This is a genomic window from Sphingomonas sp. Leaf242, assembly GCF_001422045.1.
Lineage (GTDB): Bacteria > Pseudomonadota > Alphaproteobacteria > Sphingomonadales > Sphingomonadaceae > Sphingomonas.
Genome location: NZ_LMLW01000012.1, coordinates 135,175 through 160,011, shown reverse-complemented (window position 1 = coordinate 160,011; position 24,837 = coordinate 135,175). Strand labels below are relative to the sequence as shown.

The 24,837-nt window shown below is 63.1% G+C and carries 21 protein-coding genes; 9 read left to right on the top strand and 12 right to left on the bottom strand.

Annotated features, from left to right (window positions below):
* Positions 1–61: 61 nt before the first annotated feature.
* Complete coding sequence (locus ASF09_RS18150; RefSeq protein ID WP_060527478.1) at positions 62–4,495, bottom strand: NACHT domain-containing protein; 4,434 nt, start codon at positions 4,493–4,495, stop codon at positions 62–64.
* Positions 4,496–4,624: 129 nt separating this feature from the next.
* Here ASF09_RS18150 and ASF09_RS18145 point away from each other — a divergent pair, with 129 nt between their 5' ends.
* The 8 genes from ASF09_RS18145 (at position 4,625) to ASF09_RS18105 (ending at position 11,407) form a co-directional block, all read left to right on the top strand.
* The gene (locus tag ASF09_RS18145; RefSeq protein WP_060527477.1) at positions 4,625–5,452 is read left to right on the top strand and encodes an HNH endonuclease signature motif containing protein; all 828 of its coding nucleotides are present in this window, start codon (positions 4,625–4,627) and stop codon (positions 5,450–5,452) included.
* Between the two features lie 87 nt (positions 5,453–5,539).
* The gene (locus tag ASF09_RS18140; protein WP_060527476.1) at positions 5,540–6,532 is read left to right on the top strand and encodes a S1 family peptidase; all 993 of its coding nucleotides are present in this window, start codon (positions 5,540–5,542) and stop codon (positions 6,530–6,532) included.
* 1,098 nt (positions 6,533–7,630) lie between these two features.
* Complete coding sequence (locus tag ASF09_RS18135; RefSeq protein WP_060527475.1) at positions 7,631–7,963, top strand: ArsR/SmtB family transcription factor; 333 nt, start codon at positions 7,631–7,633, stop codon at positions 7,961–7,963.
* 11 nt (positions 7,964–7,974) lie between these two features.
* Entirely contained in the window at positions 7,975–8,403 is a 429-nt protein-coding gene (arsC, locus tag ASF09_RS18130) for an arsenate reductase (glutaredoxin) (RefSeq protein ID WP_235529887.1), read from the top strand.
* The gene (locus ASF09_RS18125) at positions 8,403–9,689 is read left to right on the top strand and encodes an arsenic transporter (protein ID WP_060527473.1); all 1,287 of its coding nucleotides are present in this window, start codon (positions 8,403–8,405) and stop codon (positions 9,687–9,689) included. The genes arsC and ASF09_RS18125 overlap by 1 nt, the downstream gene beginning before the upstream one ends.
* Positions 9,686–10,009: a YnfA family protein gene (locus ASF09_RS18120; protein WP_060527472.1), complete on the top strand. Its 324-nt coding sequence runs from the start codon at positions 9,686–9,688 to the stop codon at positions 10,007–10,009. Before ASF09_RS18125 ends, ASF09_RS18120 begins: the two co-directional genes overlap by 4 nt.
* A complete protein-coding gene (gene arsH, locus ASF09_RS18115; RefSeq protein ID WP_060527471.1) occupies positions 10,009–10,767 on the top strand; it encodes an arsenical resistance protein ArsH in 759 nt (252 codons plus the stop codon). The genes ASF09_RS18120 and arsH overlap by 1 nt, the downstream gene beginning before the upstream one ends.
* 451 nt (positions 10,768–11,218) lie before the next feature.
* Positions 11,219–11,407 carry a hypothetical protein gene (locus ASF09_RS18105; protein WP_041394287.1) on the top strand — a complete coding sequence of 63 codons (189 nt, stop codon included), beginning with the start codon at positions 11,219–11,221 and terminating at the stop codon, positions 11,405–11,407.
* A gap of 243 nt (positions 11,408–11,650) precedes the next feature.
* Here the strand turns inward: ASF09_RS18105 and ASF09_RS18100 are convergent, their stop codons facing one another.
* The 6 genes from ASF09_RS18100 to ASF09_RS18080 form a co-directional block, all read right to left on the bottom strand.
* Positions 11,651–12,337: a ZIP family metal transporter gene (locus ASF09_RS18100; RefSeq protein WP_060527469.1), complete on the bottom strand. Its 687-nt coding sequence runs from the start codon at positions 12,335–12,337 to the stop codon at positions 11,651–11,653.
* 3 nt (positions 12,338–12,340) lie between these two features.
* Positions 12,341–15,574, bottom strand: coding sequence for an efflux RND transporter permease subunit (locus tag ASF09_RS18095; RefSeq protein ID WP_060527468.1), 3,234 nt, complete (start codon positions 15,572–15,574; stop codon positions 12,341–12,343).
* 3 nt (positions 15,575–15,577) lie between these two features.
* Positions 15,578–16,747, bottom strand: a complete 1,170-nt coding sequence (locus ASF09_RS18090; protein WP_060527467.1) for an efflux RND transporter periplasmic adaptor subunit — start codon at positions 16,745–16,747, stop codon at positions 15,578–15,580.
* Positions 16,744–18,009 carry a TolC family protein gene (locus ASF09_RS18085; RefSeq protein WP_060527466.1) on the bottom strand — a complete coding sequence of 422 codons (1,266 nt, stop codon included), beginning with the start codon at positions 18,007–18,009 and terminating at the stop codon, positions 16,744–16,746. Before ASF09_RS18085 ends, ASF09_RS18090 begins: the two co-directional genes overlap by 4 nt.
* Positions 18,010–18,074: 65 nt before the next feature.
* On the bottom strand, positions 18,075–18,410 hold the full coding sequence (locus tag ASF09_RS20475; protein WP_156359424.1) for a hypothetical protein: 336 nt from the start codon (positions 18,408–18,410) through the stop codon (positions 18,075–18,077).
* 19 nt (positions 18,411–18,429) lie between these two features.
* Positions 18,430–19,092, bottom strand: coding sequence for a cation transporter (locus ASF09_RS18080; RefSeq protein ID WP_060527465.1), 663 nt, complete (start codon positions 19,090–19,092; stop codon positions 18,430–18,432).
* 69 nt (positions 19,093–19,161) lie between these two features.
* Here ASF09_RS18080 and ASF09_RS18075 point away from each other — a divergent pair, with 69 nt between their 5' ends.
* Entirely contained in the window at positions 19,162–19,566 is a 405-nt protein-coding gene (locus tag ASF09_RS18075; RefSeq protein ID WP_060527464.1) for a MerR family transcriptional regulator, read from the top strand.
* Positions 19,567–19,751: 185 nt separating this feature from the next.
* On the opposite strand, the gene ASF09_RS18070 is transcribed toward ASF09_RS18075, so the two are convergent.
* From ASF09_RS18070 to ASF09_RS18050, 5 genes are all read right to left on the bottom strand, one after another.
* A complete protein-coding gene (locus ASF09_RS18070) occupies positions 19,752–20,711 on the bottom strand; it encodes an IS481 family transposase (protein ID WP_060527537.1) in 960 nt (319 codons plus the stop codon).
* A gap of 235 nt (positions 20,712–20,946) precedes the next feature.
* Entirely contained in the window at positions 20,947–21,429 is a 483-nt protein-coding gene (locus ASF09_RS18065; RefSeq protein ID WP_037529331.1) for a c-type cytochrome, read from the bottom strand.
* A 12-nt stretch (positions 21,430–21,441) separates the two neighbouring features.
* A complete protein-coding gene (locus tag ASF09_RS18060) occupies positions 21,442–22,677 on the bottom strand; it encodes a molybdopterin-dependent oxidoreductase (RefSeq protein ID WP_060527463.1) in 1,236 nt (411 codons plus the stop codon).
* A gap of 89 nt (positions 22,678–22,766) precedes the next feature.
* Positions 22,767–23,918 carry a TDT family transporter gene (locus ASF09_RS18055; RefSeq protein ID WP_055982116.1) on the bottom strand — a complete coding sequence of 384 codons (1,152 nt, stop codon included), beginning with the start codon at positions 23,916–23,918 and terminating at the stop codon, positions 22,767–22,769.
* Entirely contained in the window at positions 23,915–24,787 is an 873-nt protein-coding gene (locus ASF09_RS18050) for a LysR family transcriptional regulator (protein WP_055982119.1), read from the bottom strand. Before ASF09_RS18050 ends, ASF09_RS18055 begins: the two co-directional genes overlap by 4 nt.
* Positions 24,788–24,837: the final 50 nt, after the last annotated feature.

Genomic DNA, 24,837 nt, shown 5'->3' with positions numbered 1-24,837 from the left:
CGAACCTACATCTCGTGCCATTTCTCCTCTAGCGTAGCGTGATGGTGAAGAAGCTCTCCCGCTATTTTTGGCCGCCCTTGCCTTCAAGGGCGGCGCGACCGGGCAGCTTCTCCTCCTCGAGCGGCCAGGGCATGCCCTTTGCAACATCCGGATGCCGGGGCTCGGTGTCGATTGCGCCATAGTCGCGACGGAGTTCCTCGATATGCTCGAGGCAGTCCCTTGCCAGCGGACTCTGCGGTGACCCGTCTCTCATGATCGCGAAGAGCTGGCGGCGCAGTGATGCAAGATCGACCGGCAAGATCTCTTGGCTGCCAGTCATCCGCTCGGATGTCCGGTAGGAGAGAGCGCAGTTGCGCAGCGCCTCGGCGAGTACCCCGTCGAACGACCGTCCCCAGCTCGCGTAGCATTCGACCAAGAAGGGGACATTGTCTGGATCGTGCATCCTGGCGATCGCATGATCATAGACGCTGCGGGCCACGCCTTGACTGGACCGGTAGCGGGCGAGACACACATCGCGCAAGGTTGGGTTCCCTGCTAGCTTGCCGGCGAGCTTGTCGCCAAGGGACCAGATCGCATGGCTGTCGGCGTTGCGCACGATACTGCCGGCCTCGAGCAAGTCGCAGAATGCCGAGAACGCGCTTCTTTCCGGGCGGTGGAGCACCGCGGCCTGCCAGGTGAAGTTCTGCTTGAGTGCAGGAAGCCGCTCGGCGAGATCGACCAGGCCGGTATCGCCGACGCCGGTCGGCGCCCAGCGCAATGCCTCGCACACTGCCTCGATATTACGGTCACGCAGAAGAGCCGGTTCCAGAGCCGCAATGGCGTCGAACAATGCGTCGGGCCGGTCCGAGAAAGGAAACAGGGCGAGCCAACGCCCCAAGTCGCTATGGTCATTGTCCAACAGCCAGCGCTCGCCTTCCGCCTGCTTGAGGAACGCCGCGAGACCAAGCCGGATCGGCTCTTTAGGAAGCGTCACTCCCGCCATCGCCAAGGCTGCCATAGCGTCGCGCTTGGCGAGGGGCGAAACTTCGGTGTCCCGCAGGAGCCCCCGTATTGCAGGATGATCGGCATGGGGCATGCCAAGCATGACCTTTAACAGATAGAGCGCTTGTTCGCGATCCGCGACCGACGCTCGCTCACCGGTCAAGCGTGAGATTGCATCGAACAGGGCCGCGGCCTCGGGTCCGGGCGATGGTTGGCCCTTCCCCGTGGCACTCGCTGCGAGCGTTGAAAAATCGGGCCAAGGCTGTCCGAATTTCTTCTCGGCCTCGTCGGTCCGATGCGCGAAGATCCGGCGCAGCGCCATCGCCGCGTCAGCACCGAAGCGCGGCGATACCAGATAGTGTGAGAGGATGCACACTACCCGTTGGCCGCCGATGGCGACGAAGGCCCGCGAGAATTGCAAGCCGAAGGCCATTGAGAGATCGTTGCCATGGTTATAGCGCGACGGCCGCCCCCGGAACTGCTCCCAATCTCGCCGATACCGTTCGAGATCCTCGACCAACAACGCCTCGAGCGTCACGAGCAACTCCTTGCGAGGTACCCGCTCGATCGCGACAGCGAGTGCCGCTACCTGAGATCGGGTCGCGACGGGATTTCCGAGCAGGGCTTGTGCCCAGCCCTCGATCAAGGCGACCATCTGGAGCGCCTGCTCCTCGGTGAGAGCTAGCGGACGCACGTCCACGCCGCCGTGGTGTCGATTGATGATCTCGACGATGTCGTGGATATGCTGAGGATCCGTCTCCGCGGAGAAGGCGGTAAGGCCATCGACTAGCGAGGCGACCGGGGATGCTGTGGCCCGCTCGACCGCGGCCCAATAGGCTTTGCGCCTTTGCTCTTTCTCCTCGGTAAGCGCCTCGCGACCGGCGAGCGCTTGGCCGATCAACTTTGTCACGGTGCCAGTACCCGCGAGGCGCGCCGCGGCCTTTGCGCCCTCGTCGTCCGGCGGGCTGTTCAACACCCGTTCGATCAACAACCCGTCATCGACCGGAGTCGTCCCCAAGAGCAGCGTCTCTGCCCGGAAGGGTAAGGGAAGACCTCCCTCCATCCGGTCCACCATCGCGTCGGCCACTTCTTTGGGCCAGCGCGCCGCGAGGCGATCGGTCAAATGGTAGATACGCTCCGCACCGACCGGAAAAGCGGGGTGGGCAAGGATCTCCCGCACCCGGCCGGCATCTGTATCTCCTGCCTGTTCCAAAAGCGCATGTAGAAGGGCCACCGGATCGGTCAGGGCTGAACGCTGAGCCGCGTTAATGGTTTTGAGACGGGCAACGACTTCGGGGTCGTCTATTCCGTCCCAATAGCCTCGGCCACCGGCCAAGTCCCAGACCTCGCTACCCGAGGCTCGCAGAAGGCGAACGGCATGACGGCTGGCCGAGCGGAATTCGAGCGCCGAGAAGGTCTGTAGGCGGACGTCGGGGTCCGGGTCGCTTTCCGCGACTAAGGTAGCAAGTTCGATGCCTTCCATGCCGCCGTTGCTGGCCAGCTCCTGGAGGATGTGCGACCTCACTTCGGGTAGGGCTTGCGCGATACGGTGCGCCGCGTCCTCCCCCAGCACCGAGGGTCGAAAACCGTTGCCTGCGCGAAGCGTCCGCAAATGGATCTGGCTATTCTGGTCCGTTATGAGCGGCCAGACAAAGTCGGCGAATTCCGGCCTGCCCGTCGTGATCATGAAATCGACGGCACGGTCGACCATGCCCGAAGCATGCCAAGCGGCCGCGAAATCCCTGATGGCAGGTCCCGCCATCGACCAGAATGCCTCCGGCGCCCGCGCGATGATCTCACCCGCGAGATCGGGGTCGAGCCGCAGAGCTTCGTTCACGAGCAGCGCCAGAAGCTGCAAGGCGTCGGCACTAGCGGAGGCGCTGATCCGCTCGACGGCGAACAACAGGGTCTCGTCCCAATGGCGCCAGTTCATGACAGTGCCGCGTAGCCAAGTTAGCGCTGCCTCATCTCCATCGGCGGCTGATCGGATTGTCGCCTCTACGTCGCGCGAGGCGAACCATTCCTGGATCTGCTGGTGCTGAAACTGGAACATCATGCCGTCACCTAGCCGTTCCAGAAGATGCAGGTCGCTGAGAATCTCGAGCGCCCTACCAGGCTTGGGCGCGGCGCCAATCTGTCCTTCCCGCAACAGCGCTTGGCCGGTTTTTGACACGATCGATCTCGCCCGCTCGGCCTCAAACAACACCCGCTGATCTTCCCGCATTGCGCGCGCCAACGCCTCGAGATAGCGAAACGCCATATCCTCCAGCTCTTCACGCAGGCTGTCGGCCCGGGCATCGTCTCGCGCTTGAGCACGAACATAACCCTCGAGTATCTCGTTCTTCGACCGCGGCAAAACAGCGCCGATCGCCCGGTCAAGTAGCGCAGTCAAGAAAAGCGGGATTGCAACGAGGTCGCGCAGACCTGCGACTCGCCATGCGGCGTCGAGCACGGCAACGCCTTCCTCACCGCGCATGCGCCGCACTGCTTCCAGTTGCTCGTCCTCACGTAGCGCCTCGATCTGGAATACCGGACCTTCGACGGGGCGGTCAGTGTGGGCGCGGGTGGCAACGACCAGCACCAGCAGCGGATATTCCCGGCGCAATTGCTGGAGCTGCAGTTTCAGCCGAAGCCGCTGCTTGGGATCGAGCTCGTTCCAGCCGTCCAGCAGCAGCACCAGCCGCCCTTCCGCGGCCAGTAGGCGTAGAGCGTCCAAGTCGAGATGCGCAAAGGGCGCGCGCGCGGTCAGCGACAGCAGGAGGGCTGCCTGCTGGGCGCCCCATTGCGCGAGCGGCACATAGATCGCCACCCGCCTACCGGCATCGAGTATGGTGCCGGCGAGCTGAATCATGGTCGTCGACTTTCCGGTCCCGGGCGCCGACGCGATGATGACATCGGTTGCGATCTCCAGCACGGCAGCAAAATTCGGGACCGCCGAATCCTCCTCGTCCACCCGCGAGGATCGAACCGACAGGTCGATTGGGGATGCCGGCCAGGTCCGAAGCGCCTTGAAGTCGGTGACATCGCGAAGCGCAGCCTTCCGCCAACTATCGACCGCGTCGTCGATCGGTGGCCCCTTTGTCGCGAGCGCGTCTTTCAGGACAAGGTAATCGTGCGCGATGATCTCCGGCTGGTATCTGATCGCCTTATCCAGATCGAGCGGCCTGCGGCCAAGTTGCTCGAACGATCGGGCCTCCGCGTCACGCTTCCAGTCCCGAAGCTTGGCTACGGTGAAATGAGTCGGGTCTGTGTCGATCCGGGTATGGCAATTAGCGCACAGCCAAAGGCCATTCTGCTCCGATGCCCGATCGATGGTGTCGATGTCGGGATCAAACCGTGGGCCGCCAGCAGCCGCCGCAGTGATATGGGCGGCGACACCGATATTGACGACGCCGTCGCCCTCGGCCCGGGCGCCCAAGGTGAAGGCCCGGCAATCCGGGCAAGAGCAGATATACGCCGCGCGCTTTGCGAGGTTCGTCTTGGTCGTCTGGGAAAAGGAATCTCTCACCGCCATGGAGACCGCATATCAGCGGTTGGACGCGACGCCGAGCGGTAAGGCAGGCAATCAAACGGACGGACGGACATTGAAGCCCGGCACAGTCGCCGCTACCCCTGTAAGCGAACGCAAAGCCGAGGTCGGTCCTTGTCGAAAGAGCCTTATGATCGCGCCAGGCCCCACGTACCGGCAGACGTTCGGCGTCTCGTCCTGGTCGAGGCTGGCCACGCCTGCGCGCTGAGGGTCTGTGGCGAGACAACCTATGTCGAGCTTCACCACATCGACGAAAACCGGGAGAACAATGATCCCGCGAATCTCATCGCGCTGTGCGACATGCATCACAAAATGGCACATGATGGGAAGATCGATCGCAAGTCGCTCCGTCTTTACAAGGAGCGGCTTTCCGCAAGCCGGGAATCGGAAATTGTCGAGCGGCTCACGCGGTTGGAGACACAGTCCGAGATTGCTAGGTCGAACCTTCCGGTCGCTCAAAGCAGTGCCGAGCAGCCGACCGACGCCGGCATTCACAAGATCGCGGCCCGGCGCTGGCAGGTCCAGGCATTCGCGCTGAGCCAAGTGGCGATCACCAGATATGAGAAAGAGGCCGGAGTCTATTTCGAGCGACACGTCGAGCTTGTGGCAGGCGAGAAGCGCCTAGTTCTCGACGGACTCAAGCAATTCCAGGACGATCAGGCCGATATCGTCGTCGACTTCGTCTATGTCAGGAAGGCGTATTTGGATGCGCCCGCTTATGGGAATTGGCTGCAGGAAAAGCTTGAAGTCTATGAGTTGATGACCGGCCGGCGAGCCAGCGGCGTGCTGCTGGCCGTGGTTGGGAAGGACGCCATGTTAGAGGAAGCGGCGATCCCGGAAATTCGCTCGAGTGTGCGCGATGTCGAGGACGTGACGCTTCGAGTCTATTCCTGCGGCCAGCTTGGCTTTCACCCCGGGCCGATCAGTGCCTCTTTGTTTTGACCGTTCTCATCTGCCAGAAGGGGTTGCCCATGGAGCGGCAGCAGCCAAGGCTGCACTGGCCTCCTTTACGCGTCCCGGAGCCTGCGGATGAGGCATGATCCGCTCCGGCCGGCGATCGACGAGGCGGTTCCGATCGTCGAGAGGCGCTTCTCGCTGTTGTTCAGCGACACGCCGGCTGCGCTTGAGCTGGTGAGAGCGGGACTGAAGTTCAAAGGCGCCAAGGACATCGAGGGCCCGCTGGGCCTGTTCTCGAAGATGAACATGTTCTCCGAGGAGTTGCTCGAGGCGATGGTTTCGGGCGGGGAATCCTACAAGCCCGCCGCCGTCGCCTTCATCTGGGAGCGCCTGGTTGCCGCGCGGCTGGTTCGCAGGTCTTTCGGCTCAAGCTGGCGCGCCGTCGTCGACCACCAGCTCGACCTTATCCGTATCCTCGGGCACTTACGCGACGATACGTTTCGCAACCTCTTTTCAGCCCCGGGCGAGCTTGCCGGGCGCTACGCTTCCGCCCTGCTGGCGGTCGACGTGAGGAAGGCGGATGGCGCAGAGGCGCGAGGATCCGGTTTTTTAATCGAGCAGGACGAGCGGCCCTGGCTCGTGACTTGCCGTCACAACGTCGATCCGGCTGACGAGGTAGTGGACGTCAGAATTTCGGATGTGAAGGGCGCTCCGATGGCCATAGAGGCTCCAATCCTCTCGCCTGACCATGACATCGCCCTTTACCGCGTCGCCGGTCCAGTCGGGCCGGCGTTCAGGTTTACCACCGATGTGGCGATGTTCGATGAAGTCTTCACTCTGGGCTATCCAAGCATTCCAGGAGCGCAATCCCTCGTGGTGGGGCATCGCGGCGAAGTGAACGGCTTGGCCGATCTTTATCTCCAGCAGACGCCCGCGCTGCTCATCTCGAACCTCGTCGCGCCGGGCAGCAGCGGTTGCCCGGTGCTGCTCGGGGACGGACATTGCGTCGGAATGACCATGCGATGGCTCGAGGGTCAGTATGACAACGAGAGGCTGCGCTACTCGGCCGCGCTGCCGGCCTCGGTAATAGTCGATTTCATAAAGGCGATCGCCGGGCGCGGCTAATAGTAGAGCCTTCGAGATCAGAGTAGAGGCAGGACGCGTCAGCCCAGCTTCCGCGTATGCAGCCGCCTGACCGGTCTTATGGGTCGCGTCCGCTCCTGACGATAGCTGCCATTTGCTACAGTCGCGGCGAATGGCAGCAAAGTCCCAATTCTCACCATTTCCTCCATCGCTGGTCGAGGTGTCGGGCGAATATGAATGGACGTCCGAAGTTAGGGAGCCCGAAACGACCGCTGAATGTCGTGTTGTGGGTCACGAAGGCGCGGCAGCTGGCGACCAACTCAAGCCGTTCGTAAAGCGAGTTACGAACGGCGGCTCCGGACGGAACCCGTCATTCGACGAGGCCAACAGGATGATCGGCGCTCNCGGAGTTGCGGCCCCGAAGTTGCGGAGCCGAAATCGAAAACTGAATGAATGTCCGAACCCGGGGAGCCGCTCGGGCAGCCTGAATGTCTGCAGATGGGTCACGGAGGCGCGGCAGCTGGCGACCAACTCAAGCCGTTCGTAAAGCGAGTTACGAACGGCGGCTCCGGACGGAACCCGTCATTCGACGAGGCCAACAGGATGATCGGCGCTCGCCCATATTTGCGATAGAGCGCGACTGGTAACTGGTCTTGAACGCCGCCATTCCTGAGGTCACTTGGCACCAGCATCAGGCCGACTGGCGATGGGTCATTGCCGACGGGCAGCTATCGGGCACCTCTGTGCGGATAGCTGACGTACGTGGCCTTTCCTGCACATTGTTTTCCGAACCGGTTGATGAACATTGGCCCGCGGCAAGGGCCGGCTCGGGCCGGTCGTATGCCAATGGTTCGGAAAACGGCCGTTTTCTGCACACCGCTGNCGCGGTCCGCGCGCTCTAGAGCAATGTAGCGCGTCGCCGTACGTGGCCTTTCCTGCACATTGTTTTCCGAACCGGTTGATGAACATTGGCCCGCGGCAAGGGCCGGCTCGGGCCGGTCGTATGCCAATGGTTCGGAAAACGGCCGTTTTCTGCACACCGCTGTCATCAGCCGATTCTCAAAAGGGATCGTAAATTGAGAAGGTTGGCCTCGGAAATCTCGAACTAGCCAAGTCTGACATATCCTCTATGCTGGATATATGGAAAACGATTCGGCCATTGCTGCACTTAGCGCTCTCGCACAAGGGACACGCCTCGACGTGTTTCGCCTACTGGTCCGGCACGAACCAGATGGAATGGCAGCGGGCGAAATCGCCCGTCAGCTCGACGTCCCGCAAAACACTATGTCAGCGCACCTTGGCATTCTCGCGCGTGCCGGCATCGTCCGTTTCGAACGACATAGCCGCTCGATCGTCTACCGCGCCGATCTGGACGGGCTGCGCGCACTGACCCTGTTCCTCGTCAAAGACTGCTGCGCCGGCTCACCCGAACTATGTGCGCCACTCCTAGCCGAACTCACCCCATGCTGCTGAAAGGACGTCCCGTGGCCGTCGATATCGTGATCTATCACAACCCCGAATGCGGCACGTCGCGCAACACGCTGGCGATGATCCGCAATGCCGGCATCGAGCCGCATGTGGTCGAATATCTGAAGACACCGCCTGCGCGCGCGCTGCTGGTCGAGCTGATCGATCGCGCCGGGATCACGCCCCGCGATCTGCTGCGTGAGAAGGGGACTCCTTATGCGGAGTTGGGCCTGGGCGACACGTCGCTGTCCGACGAAGCGCTGGTGGACGCGATGATGGCGCATCCGGTCCTGATCAACCGGCCGCTCGTCGTCTCGCCGCTTGGCGTGAAACTGTGTCGTCCGTCCGAAGCGGTCCTCGATCTACTGCCGGAGTCGCAACAGGGTGCGTTTGCCAAGGAGGACGGCGAACAGGTCGTGGACGCCTCGGGCCAGCGCGTCGCCTGATGTTGCTCGCGCTCGCTATCTTCGTCGCCACGATCGCGCTCGTCATCTGGCAACCGAAGGGCCTTGGCATCGGGTGGAGCGCGATGGGCGGCGCGGCGATCGCGCTGCTCGTCGGGGTCGTCTCGCTCTCCGACGTGCCGGTGGTGTGGGGCATCGTCTGGAACGCGACCGCGACGTTCGTCGCGATCATCATCGTCAGCCTGTTGCTCGATGAAGCCGGGTTCTTCGAATGGGCGGCGCTCCACGTCGCGCGCTGGGGCGGGGGGCATGGTCGCCGACTGTTCGTGCTGATCGTGCTGCTCGGCGCGGCGGTATCGGCGTTGTTCGCCAATGATGGCGCGGCCCTGATCCTGACGCCGATCGTCATCGCGATGCTGCGTGCCCTGGGATACAAGGACAAGGCGACGCTGGCGTTCGTCATGGCAGCGGGGTTCATCGCTGATACCGCCAGTCTGCCGCTGATCGTCTCCAACCTCGTCAACATTGTGTCGGCCGACTTCTTCCGGATCGGCTTTGCCGATTATGCCTCGGTGATGGTGCCGGTCGATCTGGCGTCGATCGCCGCGACGCTGATAGCGCTGCTGCTATTCTTCCGCCGTGACATACCGGCGAATTACGATGTGGCGCAACTCCGCACGCCCGGTGATGCGATCCGCGACCGTGCCACGTTCAAGGCGGGCTGGGTCGTTCTTGCTCTACTGCTTGCCGGCTTCTTTCTGCTCGAACCCATCGGCGTACCGGTCAGCGCCGTTGCCGCTGTGGGCGCGGTCCTCCTGCTTATCATCGCCTCGCGCGGCCACGTCATCCAGACGCGCAAGGTGCTGGCCGGTGCCCCGTGGCAGGTCGTGATCTTTTCGCTCGGCATGTACCTGGTCGTCTACGGCCTGCGGAATGCTGGCCTGACCGATCACCTTGCCAGCCTGCTCGATCGCACTGCGCAAGGCGGCGTGTGGGGCGCGGCGTTCGGGACCGGGATCATCGCCGCGCTGCTGTCGTCGGTGATGAACAACATGCCGACCGTACTTGTGGGGGCGCTGTCGATCGACGCGACCCACGCCACGGGCGCGATCAAGGAAGCGATGATCTACGCCAACGTAATTGGGTGCGACCTCGGACCGAAGATCACGCCGATAGGCTCGCTCGCAACACTGCTCTGGCTGCATGTCCTCGGGCAAAAGGGCATTCGGATCGGCTGGGGCTATTACTTCAAGGTTGGCGCGACGCTAACGATTCCGGTGCTGCTGGTAACACTTGCGGCACTCGCGATCAGGATCAGCATGGTATGACGGCGCTCGTGTATCTGGCCGCGGCACTTGCGGAAATCGCAGGCTGCTTTGCCTTTTGGGCATGGTTCCGGCTGGATAAATCGCCCCTGTGGCTGGTTCCGGGCGTGGTCTCACTTATGCTGTTCGCCTGGCTGCTGACACGCGTGGATAGCTACGCAGCGGGGCGGGCTTATGCTGCCTATGGCGGCGTCTATATCTGCGCATCGTTGATCTGGCTGTGGGCTGTCGAAGGGGTAAGGCCCGATCGCTGGGACGCGGGTGGAGCCGCACTGTGCCTGATCGGCACCTGCATCATTCTGCTAGGCCCAAGGACCGCCTGATGCCGCTCCGTATTCTCGCCGATCCTGATAATCTGCCCGCGCTCGATCGGCGCTATGCGCTCGATCGTCCTGCCCTTGGGCTGGGTGCTGGCGATCCACCTCCGCGCATCCTGTTGCTCTATGGCTCTTTGCGGGAGCGGTCCTTTTCGCGGCTGTGCGTCGAGGAAGCTGCTCGCCTGCTGCAATTCTTCGGCTGCGAAACGCGGATCTTCGATCCTTCGACGTTGCCGCTGCCCGATCAGGTGACGGGGGACGATCACCCGGCCGTCCACGAGTTGCGCGAACTGTCGATGTGGTCGGAGGGGCATGTGTGGTGCAGCCCTGAACGACACGGCCAGATTACCGGCATCATGAAGCTGCAAGTCGATCACCTGCCGCTGTCGATGGGCGGGATGCGCCCGACGCAGGGCCGCACGCTCGCCGTCATGCAAGTGTCGGCCGGGTCGCAGTCGTTCAACAGCGTGAACACGCTGCGCGTCCTCGGCCGCTGGATGCGAATGGTGACGATCCCCAACCAATCCAGCGTCGCGAAGGCGTTTGCCGAGTTCGAAGAAAACGATCGAATGAAGCCGTCGGCCTACTATGATCGGATCGTGGACGTGATGGAAGAATTGGTACGCTTCACTGTCCTGCTACGCCCGCACACCGCCCAATTGGTCGATCGCTATTCCGAGCGAAAGGAGGCAGGCGTGCCGATCGATAGCGCCACGGACCTTTCGAGCATCGCAACCTCGCCAACGTACCGGAAAGGCGAGTAAAGTCCGCTTAGTGTGGCAAACCGCTCCTGCGGCATTGTACATGACTGAGGGTGCTTCTAGATGCATCCAATGAAACGCCGGGCTCGCCCATTCTCCAAGATATTGCATTCCATGGCGTTTTTCGTCCTGGCAGTGATGCTGCTGGTCCGGCTTGGCCCGCTCTGCGAGACGATGGCGATGGCTGCGCCTCCGGCTGCGTCCGCGATGATGGACTGTGCCAGCAAATCAGCAGGCGCTCCCATCAAAAAGGCCCCTGCGTCGACCTGCGCCATACCGTGCGTTGCTGTTGCCGGCGAAACCGTCGAGCATGTCGGGCTGGTTCCGTCCGCCCGTCTATCGCCTTGGCCGGCCCCACAGACCGGCCTTTTGGGCATGGCATACGCTCCGGCCACACCCCCTCCGCAAACCGTGTGACGTCGAACACCATCACACGTAAATTTCGGAGAATATCATGACCAAGTTCAAGCTCATCAGCGCTGCCTTCGCCCTCACCCTGTCGACTGGCGCATTCGCCGCTGTCGCCAATTGCTGCGCCGACATGGCGTGCTGCAAGGACGGTGCGGACTGCTGCAAGGATGGCGCAAAAGCCAAGGCTGCTGACTGCTGCGATCATGCTAAGGGCGGCATGAAGCACGGCTAAAGGATGGATAGGGGCGGGCAACCGCCCCTATTTTCTAGTCTACGTCTACTCGGCGCGGCACGCCGTCCCGCCACGGTCGCTGCGTCGAGCGGAGAGTTACCCTCAGGGTTGAGGCTCTTCCCCGAACCGCATCCATCGTTCGTCCCATCTCGCGCGCGATTACCGCCAGCGTCTGCCTGGCCTCGATACGCCGACGAAGCTCGGCGTCATCATCATCGGTCCAGGACGTTCCACGTCGAGCGGTCAGCCCAATACCTCCTCAATCAGGAGCAATCCCAGAAACCCGATGAAGAACATCGCGCTGATAAGCGGGGTGTCAGGCTTCTCGTGCGCCTCGACCAATAGCTCCTCCGTCACGAGGTAGAGCAGCGCCATCAGACCGAAACTGAGAAACCCGGCGATGACGACGGCCGGAAACGTCGCAACGGGCGTCGCTATCGCCGCACCGATCGGCAGCAACAACGCGATCCCCATCGTAATCCCGATGATACGTGCCTTGGACTTGATCGTCTCACCCAACTCGGTCGTCACGGTCAGTCCGAGAAACAGCACCTCCAGCGTCAACGCGATCGTCAGCAACACGCCGGCCTTCCCGCCAGCGACGAACGCCAGCCCGAGAACAAGCCCGTCGATCAGGATATCGACTGCAACTGCCCCGAGCATAGCGATCGGTCCACTGGCGCGACCCTCAAGAGCTTTGAGTGACAGCATCACGACTATGCCAAGCGCGCCGCCTGTGAATGTCGCGATTGGTGAACCTTCGTGCATCACCTGGGGCAGGATCTCGGCTGCCGCTGCGGCGAACACGACGCCTGCCGCCAAGTGCTGCATAGCGCTTACGAAGGCATCGCTTGGCCGTCTCGATACCGCGAATAGCGAGCCGATCAGTACGGCGACGACGGGAATGAGCGTAAAGGCAACGGCCTGCATAGCTTAAGCCCTCACGCTATCATGAACCAAAGGCGGCAGTTCGATGTGTCCCCCTGATGGGGCTGGCAGCTCGAGCCGTCCGAAACGAGCGTAGAGCGTGGGCAGCACGAACAAGGTGAGCAAGGTTGCAGATATCAGGCCACCAATCACGACGGTCGCCAGCGGCTTTTGCACCTCGGCTCCAGCCCCATGCCCAAGTGCCATCGGCACGAAGCCAAGCGACGCAACGAGCGCCGTCATCGCAACCGGCCGGAGCCGCGCCAAAGCGCCTTGATGCGCCGCTACCGCACGATCCATGCCTTGCCGCATCAGATCATGGATGGACGACACCATGACCAGCCCGTTGAGGACCGCGACACCTGATAGCGCGATGAAGCCGACTGCCGCGGAAATGGAGAACGGCATACCTCTTAGCACCAGCGCAAGGATGCCTCCGACCAGCGCCAGCGGAACGCCGGTGAACACGATCAGCGCATCCCTGACGGAGCCAAGCGCGCCGTAGAGCAGGAACATGATGACCACGAAGCAGATCGGCACCACAACGCTGAGCCGATCGCGGGCGGATGCCAGGTTCTCGAACTGACCGCCCCATTCGAGGTACGTGCCGGGCGGCAATTTCACCTGAGCGTCGATGGCTGACCGGGCATCGGCCACGACACCGGCCACGTCTCGATCGCGCACGTTGGCCTGCACCACGACACGCCGCTTGCCGTTCTCGCGACTGATCTGGTTGGGACCATCGACCACGGCGATATCCGCCACAGTCGATAACGGTACGAAGCCGCCACTGCCGGTCGGTACCGGGACCTGAGCAACCGCCGTCAGATCGGATCGTGAGCTTTCCGCCATCCGGATTACGACGGGGAAGCGACGATCGCCTTCAAAGATCACGCCAGCCTGTCGGCCGCCAATGGCTGCGGCAACCGTGTCCTGCACGTCACCCGCCGTCACGCCGACGCGGGACATGGCAGTGCGGTTCGGCCGGATATCGAGCATCGGCAAGCCTTCGGTTTGCTCAACCCGCACGTCTGCTGCACCCCGCGTCTTTCGCAGGATGCCGGCGATCCGATCTGCGGTCGCGTTCATCTCGCCAAAGTCGTCGCCAAAGACCTTGATGGCGATATCGCCGCGCACGCCTGCAATCAGCTCGTTGAACCGCATCTGGATCGGCTGAGTGATCTCATAGGCGTTGCCCGGCAGGGTGGAGAGGCGCTTTTCCAGCCGCTCCACCAGCTCTTCCTTGGACAGGCCGGGGTCAGGCCACTCCTGCTTCGGCTTCAAGATGACGAAGGTGTCGGTCGCGTTAGGCGGCATCGGGTCCGATGCGATTTCGGACGTGCCGGTACGCGAGAAGGCGAAGCGGACCTCAGGGGCCTTGGCGAGTGCCTTTTCCACCTGGAATTGCATCGCCTGGCTCTGATCGACCGATGTGCCCGGGATGCGGACCGCCTGCACGAGGATGTTGCCCTCATCGAGCTGCGGCAAGAACTCCTGCCCCAATGTCGTGAAAGCGGCACCGGCAAGCGCCAACGCGCCGATCGCGACGCCGATGGTGAGGGTGGGCCGGCGCATTGCCGCATCGAGTCCCGGCTCATAGCGCTGCCGGAGGAACGTGACGACGCGGCTTTCCTTTTCCTCAACCCGCTTGCTGAGCCAGATCGCAATCGCTGCCGGTATAAATGTCAGCGACAGGATGAAGGCGAACACCAGAGCGATGATGACTGTCAGCGCCATCGGCTCGAACATCTTGCCTTCGACACCCGTGAAGGTGAGCAACGGCGCATAGACAAGGATGATGATAGCCTGCCCGTACACCGATGGCCGGATCATCTCGCGCGCCGATGCCGCGACAATCCCGAGACGTTGCTCGATCGTCAGCACGTCACCCCGACCATGCTGCGCCTCGCCCAAACGCCGTAATGCATTCTCCACGATAATGACTGCGCCATCCACGATCAGACCAAAGTCGAGCGCGCCAAGGCTCATAAGATTGGCCGAAACGCCCGCCTTCAACATGCCGATGCTGGTCAGCAGCATCGTGATCGGAATGACGCAGGCCGCGATCAGCGCCGCGCGGAAATTGCCAAGCAGCGCAAACAGAACGACGATCACCAGCACCGCACCTTCGGCAAGGTTGCGGGCAACCGTCGAAATCGTGGAGTTCACCAGCTCGGTCCGGTTCATAACCGGCTTCACGACAACATCGACCGGCAACGAGCGGCCGATCTGCGTCAGCCGTTCGGCAACGCCCGTCGACACCGTGCGGCTATTCTCCCCGATCCGCATGACTGCGGTCCCGACGACAACCTCATGACCGTTTTCCGATGCCGATCCCATGCGTAGCGCCTGCCCGGTGCGAACGGTCGCAATCTGGTTGAGCAGTATTGGAACGCTCTCGCGGGTGGCAACGACGGTACGGGCCAGCTCGTCGGCGTTGCGGACACGCCCATCCGATCGAACCGCCAACCCTTCGCCGTTGCGGTTGACCACGCCAGCACCCGCGCTGGTATTGCTGCGCTGAAGAGCGGTGGTGAGATCCTGAAGCGTCAGCCGCATTGCCGCCATGCGCTGTATGTCCGGAACGACGAGATATTCCTTGGTGTAGCCACCAAGGGAGTCGACACCAGCAAGCCCGGCCGTGCTTTTCAGCTGCGGCGTGACGATCCAGTCCTGCACCGTGCGCAGGTAGGTCGCCTTGTCGGCGTCGCTGACGAGGTGATCCCCCTCGGGGGTGATATAGCTGGCATCGCGTTGCAGGCCGGGTTCGCCGTTGCGGTGATGGACCTGATCCAGTTCGCGGTATTCGACGGTCCACATGAAGATATCGCCCAGGCCTGTGGCGATCGGCCCCATCTCGGGATTCACGCCTTCCGGAAGGTCTTCCTCTGCGGTTCGCAGGCGTTCCGCGACCTGCGCCCGCGCAAAGTAGATATCGGTCTTTTCACCGAAAACTGCTGTGATCTGGGCAAAGCCATTGCGGCTTAGCGAGCGGGTATATTCAAGGCCGGGAATGCCCGCGAGCGCGGTTTCGACCGTGAACGCAACCTGCTTCTCGATCTGATCGGGGGAGAGGGCAGGAGCAACGACATTGATCTGCACCTGGTTGTTGGTGATGTCGGGTACGGCGTCGATCGGAAGCTGACGCAGCGCGCCAATCCCGAGCAATGCAGCCGCGATGGTGAGAAGCAGGACGAGCCAGCGCTTCTCGACGGAGAGGGTGACGATGCGACCGATCATGGCTCAGTCCTCATCCCCGCCCGCACCCTTGCCGAGTTCGGCCTTGAGCGTGAAGCTGTTTGTGGAAGCGATGCGCTCTGATCCCGTAAGGCCCGCCGTTACGGTGACCTGTCCGCCGTTGGTGCGACCAAGCGTCACCGGAATTGCCCGGAAACCTGTCGCAGTGCGGACGAACACAAACGACTTGTCCTCGATCATCTGCACTGCGGCCGATGGCACGGCGACGGTGCGGTCCCCGGTCGCAGGAACGAGGATCGATACGTTGACCGTCTCACCAACGCGCCATGTGCTGCCGGCGTTGTCGAGGGTGGCAATCACCGGCACCAATCGGGTCGTCTCGTCCAGAATGGGGGATACGAACGTGACGCGCCCCTTCTGACGCCGCCCCGGTGCCGTCACTTCGACACGCACGCCGGGTTTCACCCGGCCGGCATCGGTGGGGACGAGTGAGGTGGTGACAGTGACCTTCGACAGGTTCGCGACGCGGAACAGCTCTGCATCGGCCGCGACCGCCTGCCCGAGTGTAGCGGATCTCGCGATGACCTGGCCGGCGATGGGCGAGCGAACCGCGATGCGGTTGAGCGCACCGCCTCCGCTGCCCGTCGCCGACAACTGCTGCTGCGCGAGGCGAAGCGCAATGCTGGCCTCCGTCGCGGCCGTCCGCGCTGCGACTAGATCCTGTTCCGGCGAAACGCGTTCGGCGAACAGGCGCTGTTCGCGGCGAAGGTTCGATTGGGCGAGTGCGGAACGCGCGCGCGCGGCTTCTACCTCGGCTTTCAGTGATGCCGCTTCCCGGCTCTCGATGATAGCCAGCGGGTCGCCCCGGCTGACTGACTGCCCGAGATTGCGGGTGAGGGAAACAAGCCGACCGCCTACGGAGGTGGATACAACCTGCACCCCTTGAGGATCACCCTCGATCGTTGCCGATAGCTCGATCGCTCCGGCCACGCCGCCTACTGTGGGCCGTGTGACCTCTATCCCCGCATCCGCGATCTGCTGCGCGGACAGGGTGACGATATCCTTCGGACCCTCCTTCGCTTCGCCGGCCTCGGCACCTTCGGTCTTTTCGGCTCCGGCTTTCTCACCGGCCTCGCTGTTGCCACCCCCGCCGCACCCGGCAAGGAGGATAGCCAGGGTCACAGGCGCGAGCGCCCGTATGATGATCTTCGTCATTGATTGGTTTCCTCGGTCGAGGGCGCTGCGGCAACAAGCCGTTCGAGGCGTGCCTTGGCGTCGTGATAGGTGGCGAGCGCATCGATCGCGGCGGTTCGTGTTTCGGACAGGGTACGTTCGGCATCGAGCAAATCGAGCTGACCGAACTTGCCCTCCCGGTAGCCGATCCGGGCAATCCGAGCGGCTTCGCTTGCTGATGCCAATGCCGGCCCGCTCGCGTTGCGAGCGGTCGTTGCGGCATTCGCGACGTTCGCCTGTGCGCTTGCGATATCCTGCGCGGTATCCAGCTCGGCCACGCGACGTAGCGCCTGCGCCTGATCGGTCTGCGCCCGCGCCTGCGCCACTGCCGCCCTGCCGTTGTTGAACAGCGGGAACGGGATCGACAGCCCGAACACTGCTGCCACGTCGTTCGTAGCCTCAAGCCGGCGTGCGCTGGCGCTGAGTGTCACGTCGGGAATGCGCTGCGACCTGGCAAGCCGCACCTGTGCCTCTGCCGTTGTCACGTCCGCGCGTGTGGCCGCCAACGCCAGCGTCCCGGTGGTCTCGATCGGCCGCGCTGGACCAAGGCCCTCGACACGGCCGAACCACGCCAAGTCCAACGGTCCCGTGAGGGGTTGGCCGATCCGTCGGGCAAGATTGCTACGCGCGACCTCAGCAAGCCGCTCTGCGCGCTCCACAGCCGTCTCCGCGTTGATCCGCAATACATCGGCGCGCTGCTGTTCGAGCGGTGATGCCCGACCCGCCTGAACGCGGACGCCGGCTGCGCGCGATGCCTCGCGCGCGATGCCGGCCTGCTCGCGCGCGGTCACAAGCCGACGCTCCGCTGCTGTCGCCTCGATGTAGAGCTGCGTGACGGCAAGCCGTAGATCAGCCTCAGCCAACGCCGTGCCTATCCGCGCTCGATTACCAATCGCATCCGCGACGGCGATCCGTGCCGATCGTTTGCCACCCAGTTCGATCGGTAGTGCCAGGCCTGCCGTTGTCTCGGCGCTGCGAAGGCCGCGATATTGACCGCTACCGGCAATGTTCTCGGTCTCGGCGACGATCGACGGGTTAGGGCGGTAGCCGGCAACCGTGCGGCCTGCCTCTGCTGCCCGGACGCCTGCTGTGGCAGCCTCAAGGCTGGGGGCGGTCGCTCCGGCAAGTGAAAGCGCCTGATCAAGGGTGAGAGGGGGACTGGTCGATGTGGGATCGGCTGACTGCGCCTGCGCGATCGACGCGCACGACGCCACGGCCAATAAGGCCGCAATAAAACGGTGCATGGGTAATGGACTCCTGACGAACCTTGGGCGTCCGCACGGGCTTTCCCGGCGGGATTAGGCGTTGGTCAGGCTTGGGGAGGGCGTAGGGCTGGGTCCGACGCTACCGGGGCCTTGGGCGCATTGCGCCACACCGATGCCGTCATACGAACGCTGCTGGCTGGTCCGGTTGAATCGGACGCGATCGGCACGCCGACATGATGGCCGTGGCAACCGCCATGATGGTGAGGATACGCCTTGTCGGCGTCTGCCGGCACTTGGTCGGCATCGCCGTCGCAATGATCGAGGGAGCTGACCGCTGTGGTATCAACGCACGTCACGCCTTCGGTCGCGTGCGCAACTGATCCAAGCCCGAGCATAAGCACGAGCATGAAACTGAGGAACAGGGCGGAAAGGCGGTGCATCGGCCCGCGCCTTAGCAGCTTACCGACTGCCATGTAACGACCGCTGGTAAGTAGCGGGGGCGGGTGAGGGCTCGCTACGCATTTCGGCGCGTGCCTGCCGCATGATCTGAACACCGCCCGATATTCCCAACACAGCCATCAAGGCGGCGACGGCAAGATCAGGCCACGCGCTGTTGAGGCCGAACACCCCGCCTGCGGCCAGCACGACGGCGATGTTGCCGATCGCGTCGTTACGCGAGCAAATCCATACCGACCTCATGTTCGCATCACCGCTTCGGAAGCGGTACAGCATGACCGCGACGACAAGGTTCGCGATCAACGCTGCTATGCCGACCACGCCCATAATTTCGGCATGGGGCGTTGCGTCGTGGAGCGCCCCCCATCCCGCCGCGAACAGGACATAGACGCCTAGCAAAGCAAGCGTCGCCCCCTTCAACATCGCAGCGCGTGCGCGCCAGGCTATCGCCATTCCGGCAACGCCAAGACTGATTGCATAGTTCGCGGTATCGCCAAAAAAGTCGAGCGCGTCGGCTTGCAGCGCCTTCGATCCACCCGTGATGCCGGCAAGTATCTCGATAACGAACATGCCACCATTGATGGCGAGTGCGATCCATAGCGCCCGGCGCCATTTGGGGTCGTTGAAAGTACCCGCCTTGTCGGACGCGCAGCTTGTGCAGGCCATGTTCGCCACCTCGATAGAATCGATCTGACAGCCTATATGCACCCTCTAGTCGCTAGAGGGTCAAGCGCTATGTCTGAAAAACTGACGATCGGAAAACTGGCCGGTGCCACCGGCACGAAGGTCGAGACGATCCGCTATTATGAGCAGATTGGCTTGCTGCCCGCGCCTGAACGATCAGCGGGGAACTACCGGACCTATGAGGACGCGCATCTACGCCGCCTGTCCTTCATTCGGCGTGCGCGCGATCTTGGCTTCTCGATCGACCAGGTACGCGAGTTGATGGGGCTTGCCGATCGGCGCGATCAGTCCTGCATCGCGGTTGATGTTGTCGCTAACCAACACCGCGACGCGATTAGACGTAAGATTGCGGACCTGACTGCGCTTGCTGGTGAACTCGACGCGCTGATAGATTCCTGTAGCCGCAACACCGTCGCCGACTGCCGGATCATCGAAGCGCTTGCTCCTTCCGCGTAGCGCCTAGCGACTGACCAACTCTCAAAAGCGATGGTAAACTGAGAATCGCCTCAGGACTTCGCGGATAGAGCAGACAGATGGGTCTTCATCGTTGGAAAAGTTATGGGGCGGCGCACTGCTGTAGATTACGAAACCGCCCGCACCATACCTCCTCCGGGCGACGCGATATTCGCCCATGCATATGGCTAGGTGTTTAGTCCCGGCATCTGGTGGATCGGATCGATGATGAACCTATCGGGCTCTGACGTCCAGATTTTGGCGATGTATTCGTAAGGCGTGAGGCCACTTAGCGTCTTGAGCCGGCGGGCGAAATTGTAGGCTGCCATGAAGTCGGCGAGGTGCACCCGCAACTGCTCGTGGCTCTCGTAGTGAAAGCGTTTGACGGTCGCTTCCTTAATCGTGCGGTTCATCCGTTCGACCTGACCGTTGGTCCAAGGATGGTTCGGCTTGGTAAGCCGGTGCTCGATGTCATTGGCTTCGCAGATCATGTCGAAGCGCATCTGCCGCGACCAGGCGGTGTTCCGGTTACGCGGCTGCTCGGCGAACTGGATGCCGTTGTCGGTCAGGATCGTGTGGATACGGTAGGGCACAGCCTTCAGCAGGTGTTCCAAGAACTCCCACGCCGTTCGCCTGTCAGCCTTGTCGACGAGATGGGTGACCGCGAACTTACTCGTGCGGTCGATGCCGACGAACAGGTAGAGCTTGCCTTCGGCTGTCTGAACCTCGGCGATATCCATGTGAAAGAAGCCGATCGGGTAGCGCTTGAAGCGCTGTCGATTAGGCTTGTCGCCCTCGATATCTGGCAGACGGGATATGCCGTGCCGCTGCAGGCAGCGGTGCAGCGCTGAGCGTGTCAGATGCGGGATCGATGGCTGCAACGCATAGAGGCAATCGTCGAGCGGCAGGAGTGTGTGGCGCCGGAATGCGACGACCGCGGCCTCCTCGGCTTCGGTCAAGGTCGTGGAGTGAGGGGCCTTCGGCCCGGTCTTTAAATCCTCAACCGTCGCTCGCTTACGCCACTTCGCCACCGTCTTCGGGTTGATCCCGAGCTCCCGGCTCAGCGTCGAGAGCGAAGCTTGCGATCGCTGTATTGCTGCTCTGACGGCGTGCGTGGTCGTGGCGCTCCCGTGACGTACCTGTCCCAGGCTGCTGCCTTCCATTCTAACGAAAGGATCGCACCATCAAACCGTGGGATCAAACACCTAGACTACGCACGACTTTCGCCAGCATCAGTGGAATGACGCTGATGTTCGCCGTCACTCATCTGAGCGCCTTGCCAATCCATTGAGCAGAACTGATCGATACCCACCGTTTAAGCATTCAATCACCGTCAATATGTCTCATAAAGGATGGTATTTTGGGATTATGGAAGTGGCTCGGTTAGCCGGTTCCACCTGAAACATCGGGAGCCACCTTGGGGTCGGGGTCCTGCGCCTTGCCGGTTGCGGGTGCCGCCTTCTGATGCGGCATGGCGGTGAGATAGGCGACGATTGCGTCGACGTCCTTCTCGGCCACCGGCGCCTTATACACCTCGCGCATCTTGGTGACGGTCGCCTTCCACTGAGCCGCCGATAGCGCAGGCTGGGTCAGCGCCATACTGGCCGAGTGGCATGAGGTGCAGTTGGCGTTGATGACGTCGGCGTGCGGACCATCGGGATAGCTCGCGTCGTCGACCGGCAGGTCGACGCTGGTCGAGGTAAGCGAGAAGCCGCGGGCCGACACGCTGACGGGGGGCGCCGGCTCGGACGTCTCGGAGATCGGGGCAGACGCCTTGCGGCTGCTCGGCGCACCTATCGAGATGAGGATGATACCGGTCAGGCCGATCAGGCCAGCGGCCATGATGCCGGGAGACGGGGTCTTCATGCTACTCGCTCCTCAGGCCGCAATGATGGTGGTGGTTTCGATGTTGCCGCGCATGAACCCGCCGGGGTTCCAGATCGGCTTCATCGGCTGGGCGACACCGTTGGCGTTCCAGCAGCGCACCATGATGGGGTTGGGACCGCGCCTAAGCGGCACGCGACCATCCCAGCGCCGGAAGCTATACTTGCCCTCGTCCGCTCCGAGCGTCGTCCTGTACCAAGTGCGGCCACCATCGGATGAGACATCGACCTTGGCGACGCCGCAGTCGCCGCCCATCGCGATCCCGCCAACCGGGATGGACGCTTCATAGGCGATCGCCTGGCCATCCGGCAGGCTGGTCATCCAGCTGCGCGGGATCATGCGATTGATCGGCACGGTCGGGAAGTCCTTGGCACCGGGCGCGACATTCGCGCCGGGTGTAGCCGGTATCTTGTAGGCCTTGGCCATCCAATACTGGTCGTCAGGGCCGGGCAGTACCTCGATCGCGTTCAGCATCTTGACCCAGTAGGTCGAATACCAGCCCGGGACGATCAGCCGGCAGGGAAAGCCGTTGAGGAGCGGCAGCTGCTCGCCGTTCATGCCGAAGGCGATCATCACTTCGCCGTCGCGGGCATGGTCGATGTCGAGCGCCTTCTCGAAGTCAGGGGCGCCCGTCACAACCGGCTGATCGAGCGCGCCGAAGCGCACCTGTACCGCGCCTGCCTTGACCCCCGCGAGGTCCAGCACGTCGCGCAGGCGCACGCCGAGCCAATTGGCATTGCCCATCGCGCCGTTGCCCCATTGCGCGCCGGCGACACGCGGCTGGAACAACCCACGGCTGTTGCCCGAGCACTGATTGACCGCTGCCATCTCGACGCGCGGCAGGCGCAGCAGTTGGGCAAGGCTGATCGACAGCGGTCTGTTGACGTGGCCGAAGACCTTGAGGCGAAAGCTCTCGACGTCGATCGAGGTCGGGATGTCGGCCCAGTGCCAGCGGACGAAGAACTGGTCGTTGGGCGTGAACACCGACTTGTCGAACACGTCCATCGGCGTCTCCAACAGCGGAGGATGGATGCGTTGGAGGATCATGCTGCCCTTGCCAGGAAAGGCGCTGGTCATCGGCCGCTCGGCATTGCCGCCAGGCAGCTTCAGGTCGACGAGCTGCTGCGCCAGCGCAGGTGCTGCGGCAAGGCCGGCGGTGCCGAGCGCCGTACGCCTGAGAAAGCGGCGACGGCTGGTTTCACTCGCCAGCGCGGCGTCAAAATTGTCCATGACAAGGCTCTCCTGTGGCCAGCCACGCTGGCGGATCGAAGGGGCGTTCTGCAAGTGATCGGACCGACTGATCCGATCATCAGGGTGGATCAGTTCGGGGTAGCGATGCAGGGCGAGACGAACAGGTTGCCGCGCCATGCTCCGGCGAGCGTCTTGGCACCGACCAGCAGCCACATCGCCGCGAGCGCGATCGTCAGCACCGTGCCGACGATACCGAAGAAGCCGAGGTTCAGCGTCGTACCGAGGCGGAAGGTGGCGACGGTGTAGACGCCGAGCGGGAAGGTATAGCCCCACCAGCCAAGGTTGAATGGGACGCCGGCGCGCCAGTAGCGGATGGTGATGAGCGTCGCGAGCGCCAGCCACCACAGGCCGAAACCCCACAGGCAGAGCCCGGCGACGACGCCGATCCCTTGCGCGACGGTACCGACACCGACCAGCCCGTGCGCCGCGAGGATCGCCGGCGCATCCGCCCCAAGCACCAGCATACCCAGCGCCCCGGTGCCGATCGGCCCCAGCGCGAGCCAGGAGGATGCCGCCATGCTCTCGTGCGGGAGCTTGTGGAGCGCCATGCGCAGGATCAGAATAGCGAGGATGCCAAACGCGACCGGCACCGAATAGGCCCACAGCACATACGAGGTCGCGAGCGTCACGATCTGCGCGTGGGGATCGGTCAGATGCGGAGCGAGTAGCCCGCCGCTGGCACCCGCCACTTCCGCTGCGACGACCGGCAGCAGCCATACCGCGGTCATGCCGTCCAGGCTGTGCTCGTGGCGGGTAAACATCAGGTAGGGGATCAACACGCCGCAGGCGAGCGACATGGCGACGTCGATCCACCACAGGACGTGTGCGACCGGCACGATGCCGTTACCGAATCGCGCGATCCCGAAGGCGAGACATCCGTTGATGATCGTCGCCAGGCCCATCGGGATGGTCCCGATGAACATCGACACGGTGTTGTGGCCGAAGATGCGCCGTGCCTCATGCCCGAACATCGCCCAGCGCGCGCCATAGAGACCGGCGAACAGGATGAAGAGCGCGATGTTGAAGAACCACAACACCTCGCCAATCGGTTTGAGCGCGGGGCCGATGCCGGGCACCTGCGGCAGCGCGAGAGCGAGGATGCCGGTGCCCATGGTCGCGGCAAACCAGTTGGGTGTGAACTGGCGGATCATCTCGCGCGGGTGATCGAGCCTGCTTAGCGGCTTGAGGCCGGTCAGGGCCGAAGGTGCGTCGGCAGTCATGCGACCTGCTCCTTGATGAGGTCCGTCAGCGCGTCGGCCGCGCGGGTGCGATAGCGTTCCTTGTGGCGCAGCGCGTGGAAGGCGCGATCGGGTAACTCAAGCGCCAGCTCGACCAGATCGCCGGCCTTGAGCGCGCGTGCGACGACCAATCGCGACAACACAGCGACGCCGGCACCGGCCTCGACCGCGGTACGCACCGCCTCGTTGGACGGCAGCGTCATCGCTACCGTCAGCTGGGCCGGATCAAACCCGCGCGTTCGCAGCACGTCCTCGAAGGTCGAGCGCGTGCCCGAACCCTGCTCGCGGACGATCCAGCGTGCAGCGCGAAGCCAGTCCTCGTCGACACGCTCGGCGTCCCTGCGTCCGACCAGCACCATCGGATCGCGTCCGACTTCCCAATGCGCCAGCGCTGGTTCGTCCACTTCGCCTTCAACGAAACCGAGTTCCGCCGCTCCGCTAAGGACCTGCGCTGCCGCGCCTTCGGTGTTGTCGATCGCCAGCTCGACCGCGATCTGCGGGTGGCGCTCGTGGAAGGCGGCAAGCCTTGCGGGCAACCAGTAGCTTGCGATCGTCTGGCTGGCGACGATCCGCAACGAACCACGGGCAAGCCCGGCATAGTCCGCCAGCATCGTCTCGGCATGCGCTGCCCGCCCCAGCACCGCGCGCGCTTCCTCCAGAAAGCCGCGGCCCGCTTCGGTCAGCTGGATGCCACGCCCGACGCGGTGAAACAGAGGAACCCCGTAGCGCGCTTCGAGGGCCGCGACCGCGCCGGAGGCAGCGGACTGCGTGACGTTCAGCACCTCTGCTGCCTTGGTGACGTGTTCGCGCTCGGCGACACCGACGAAGATTCTGAGCTGCTCCAGGGTCATGCAGCTTGTATCGCGGAAACTGATCGATACGACCAACCGTTTGATCTGTT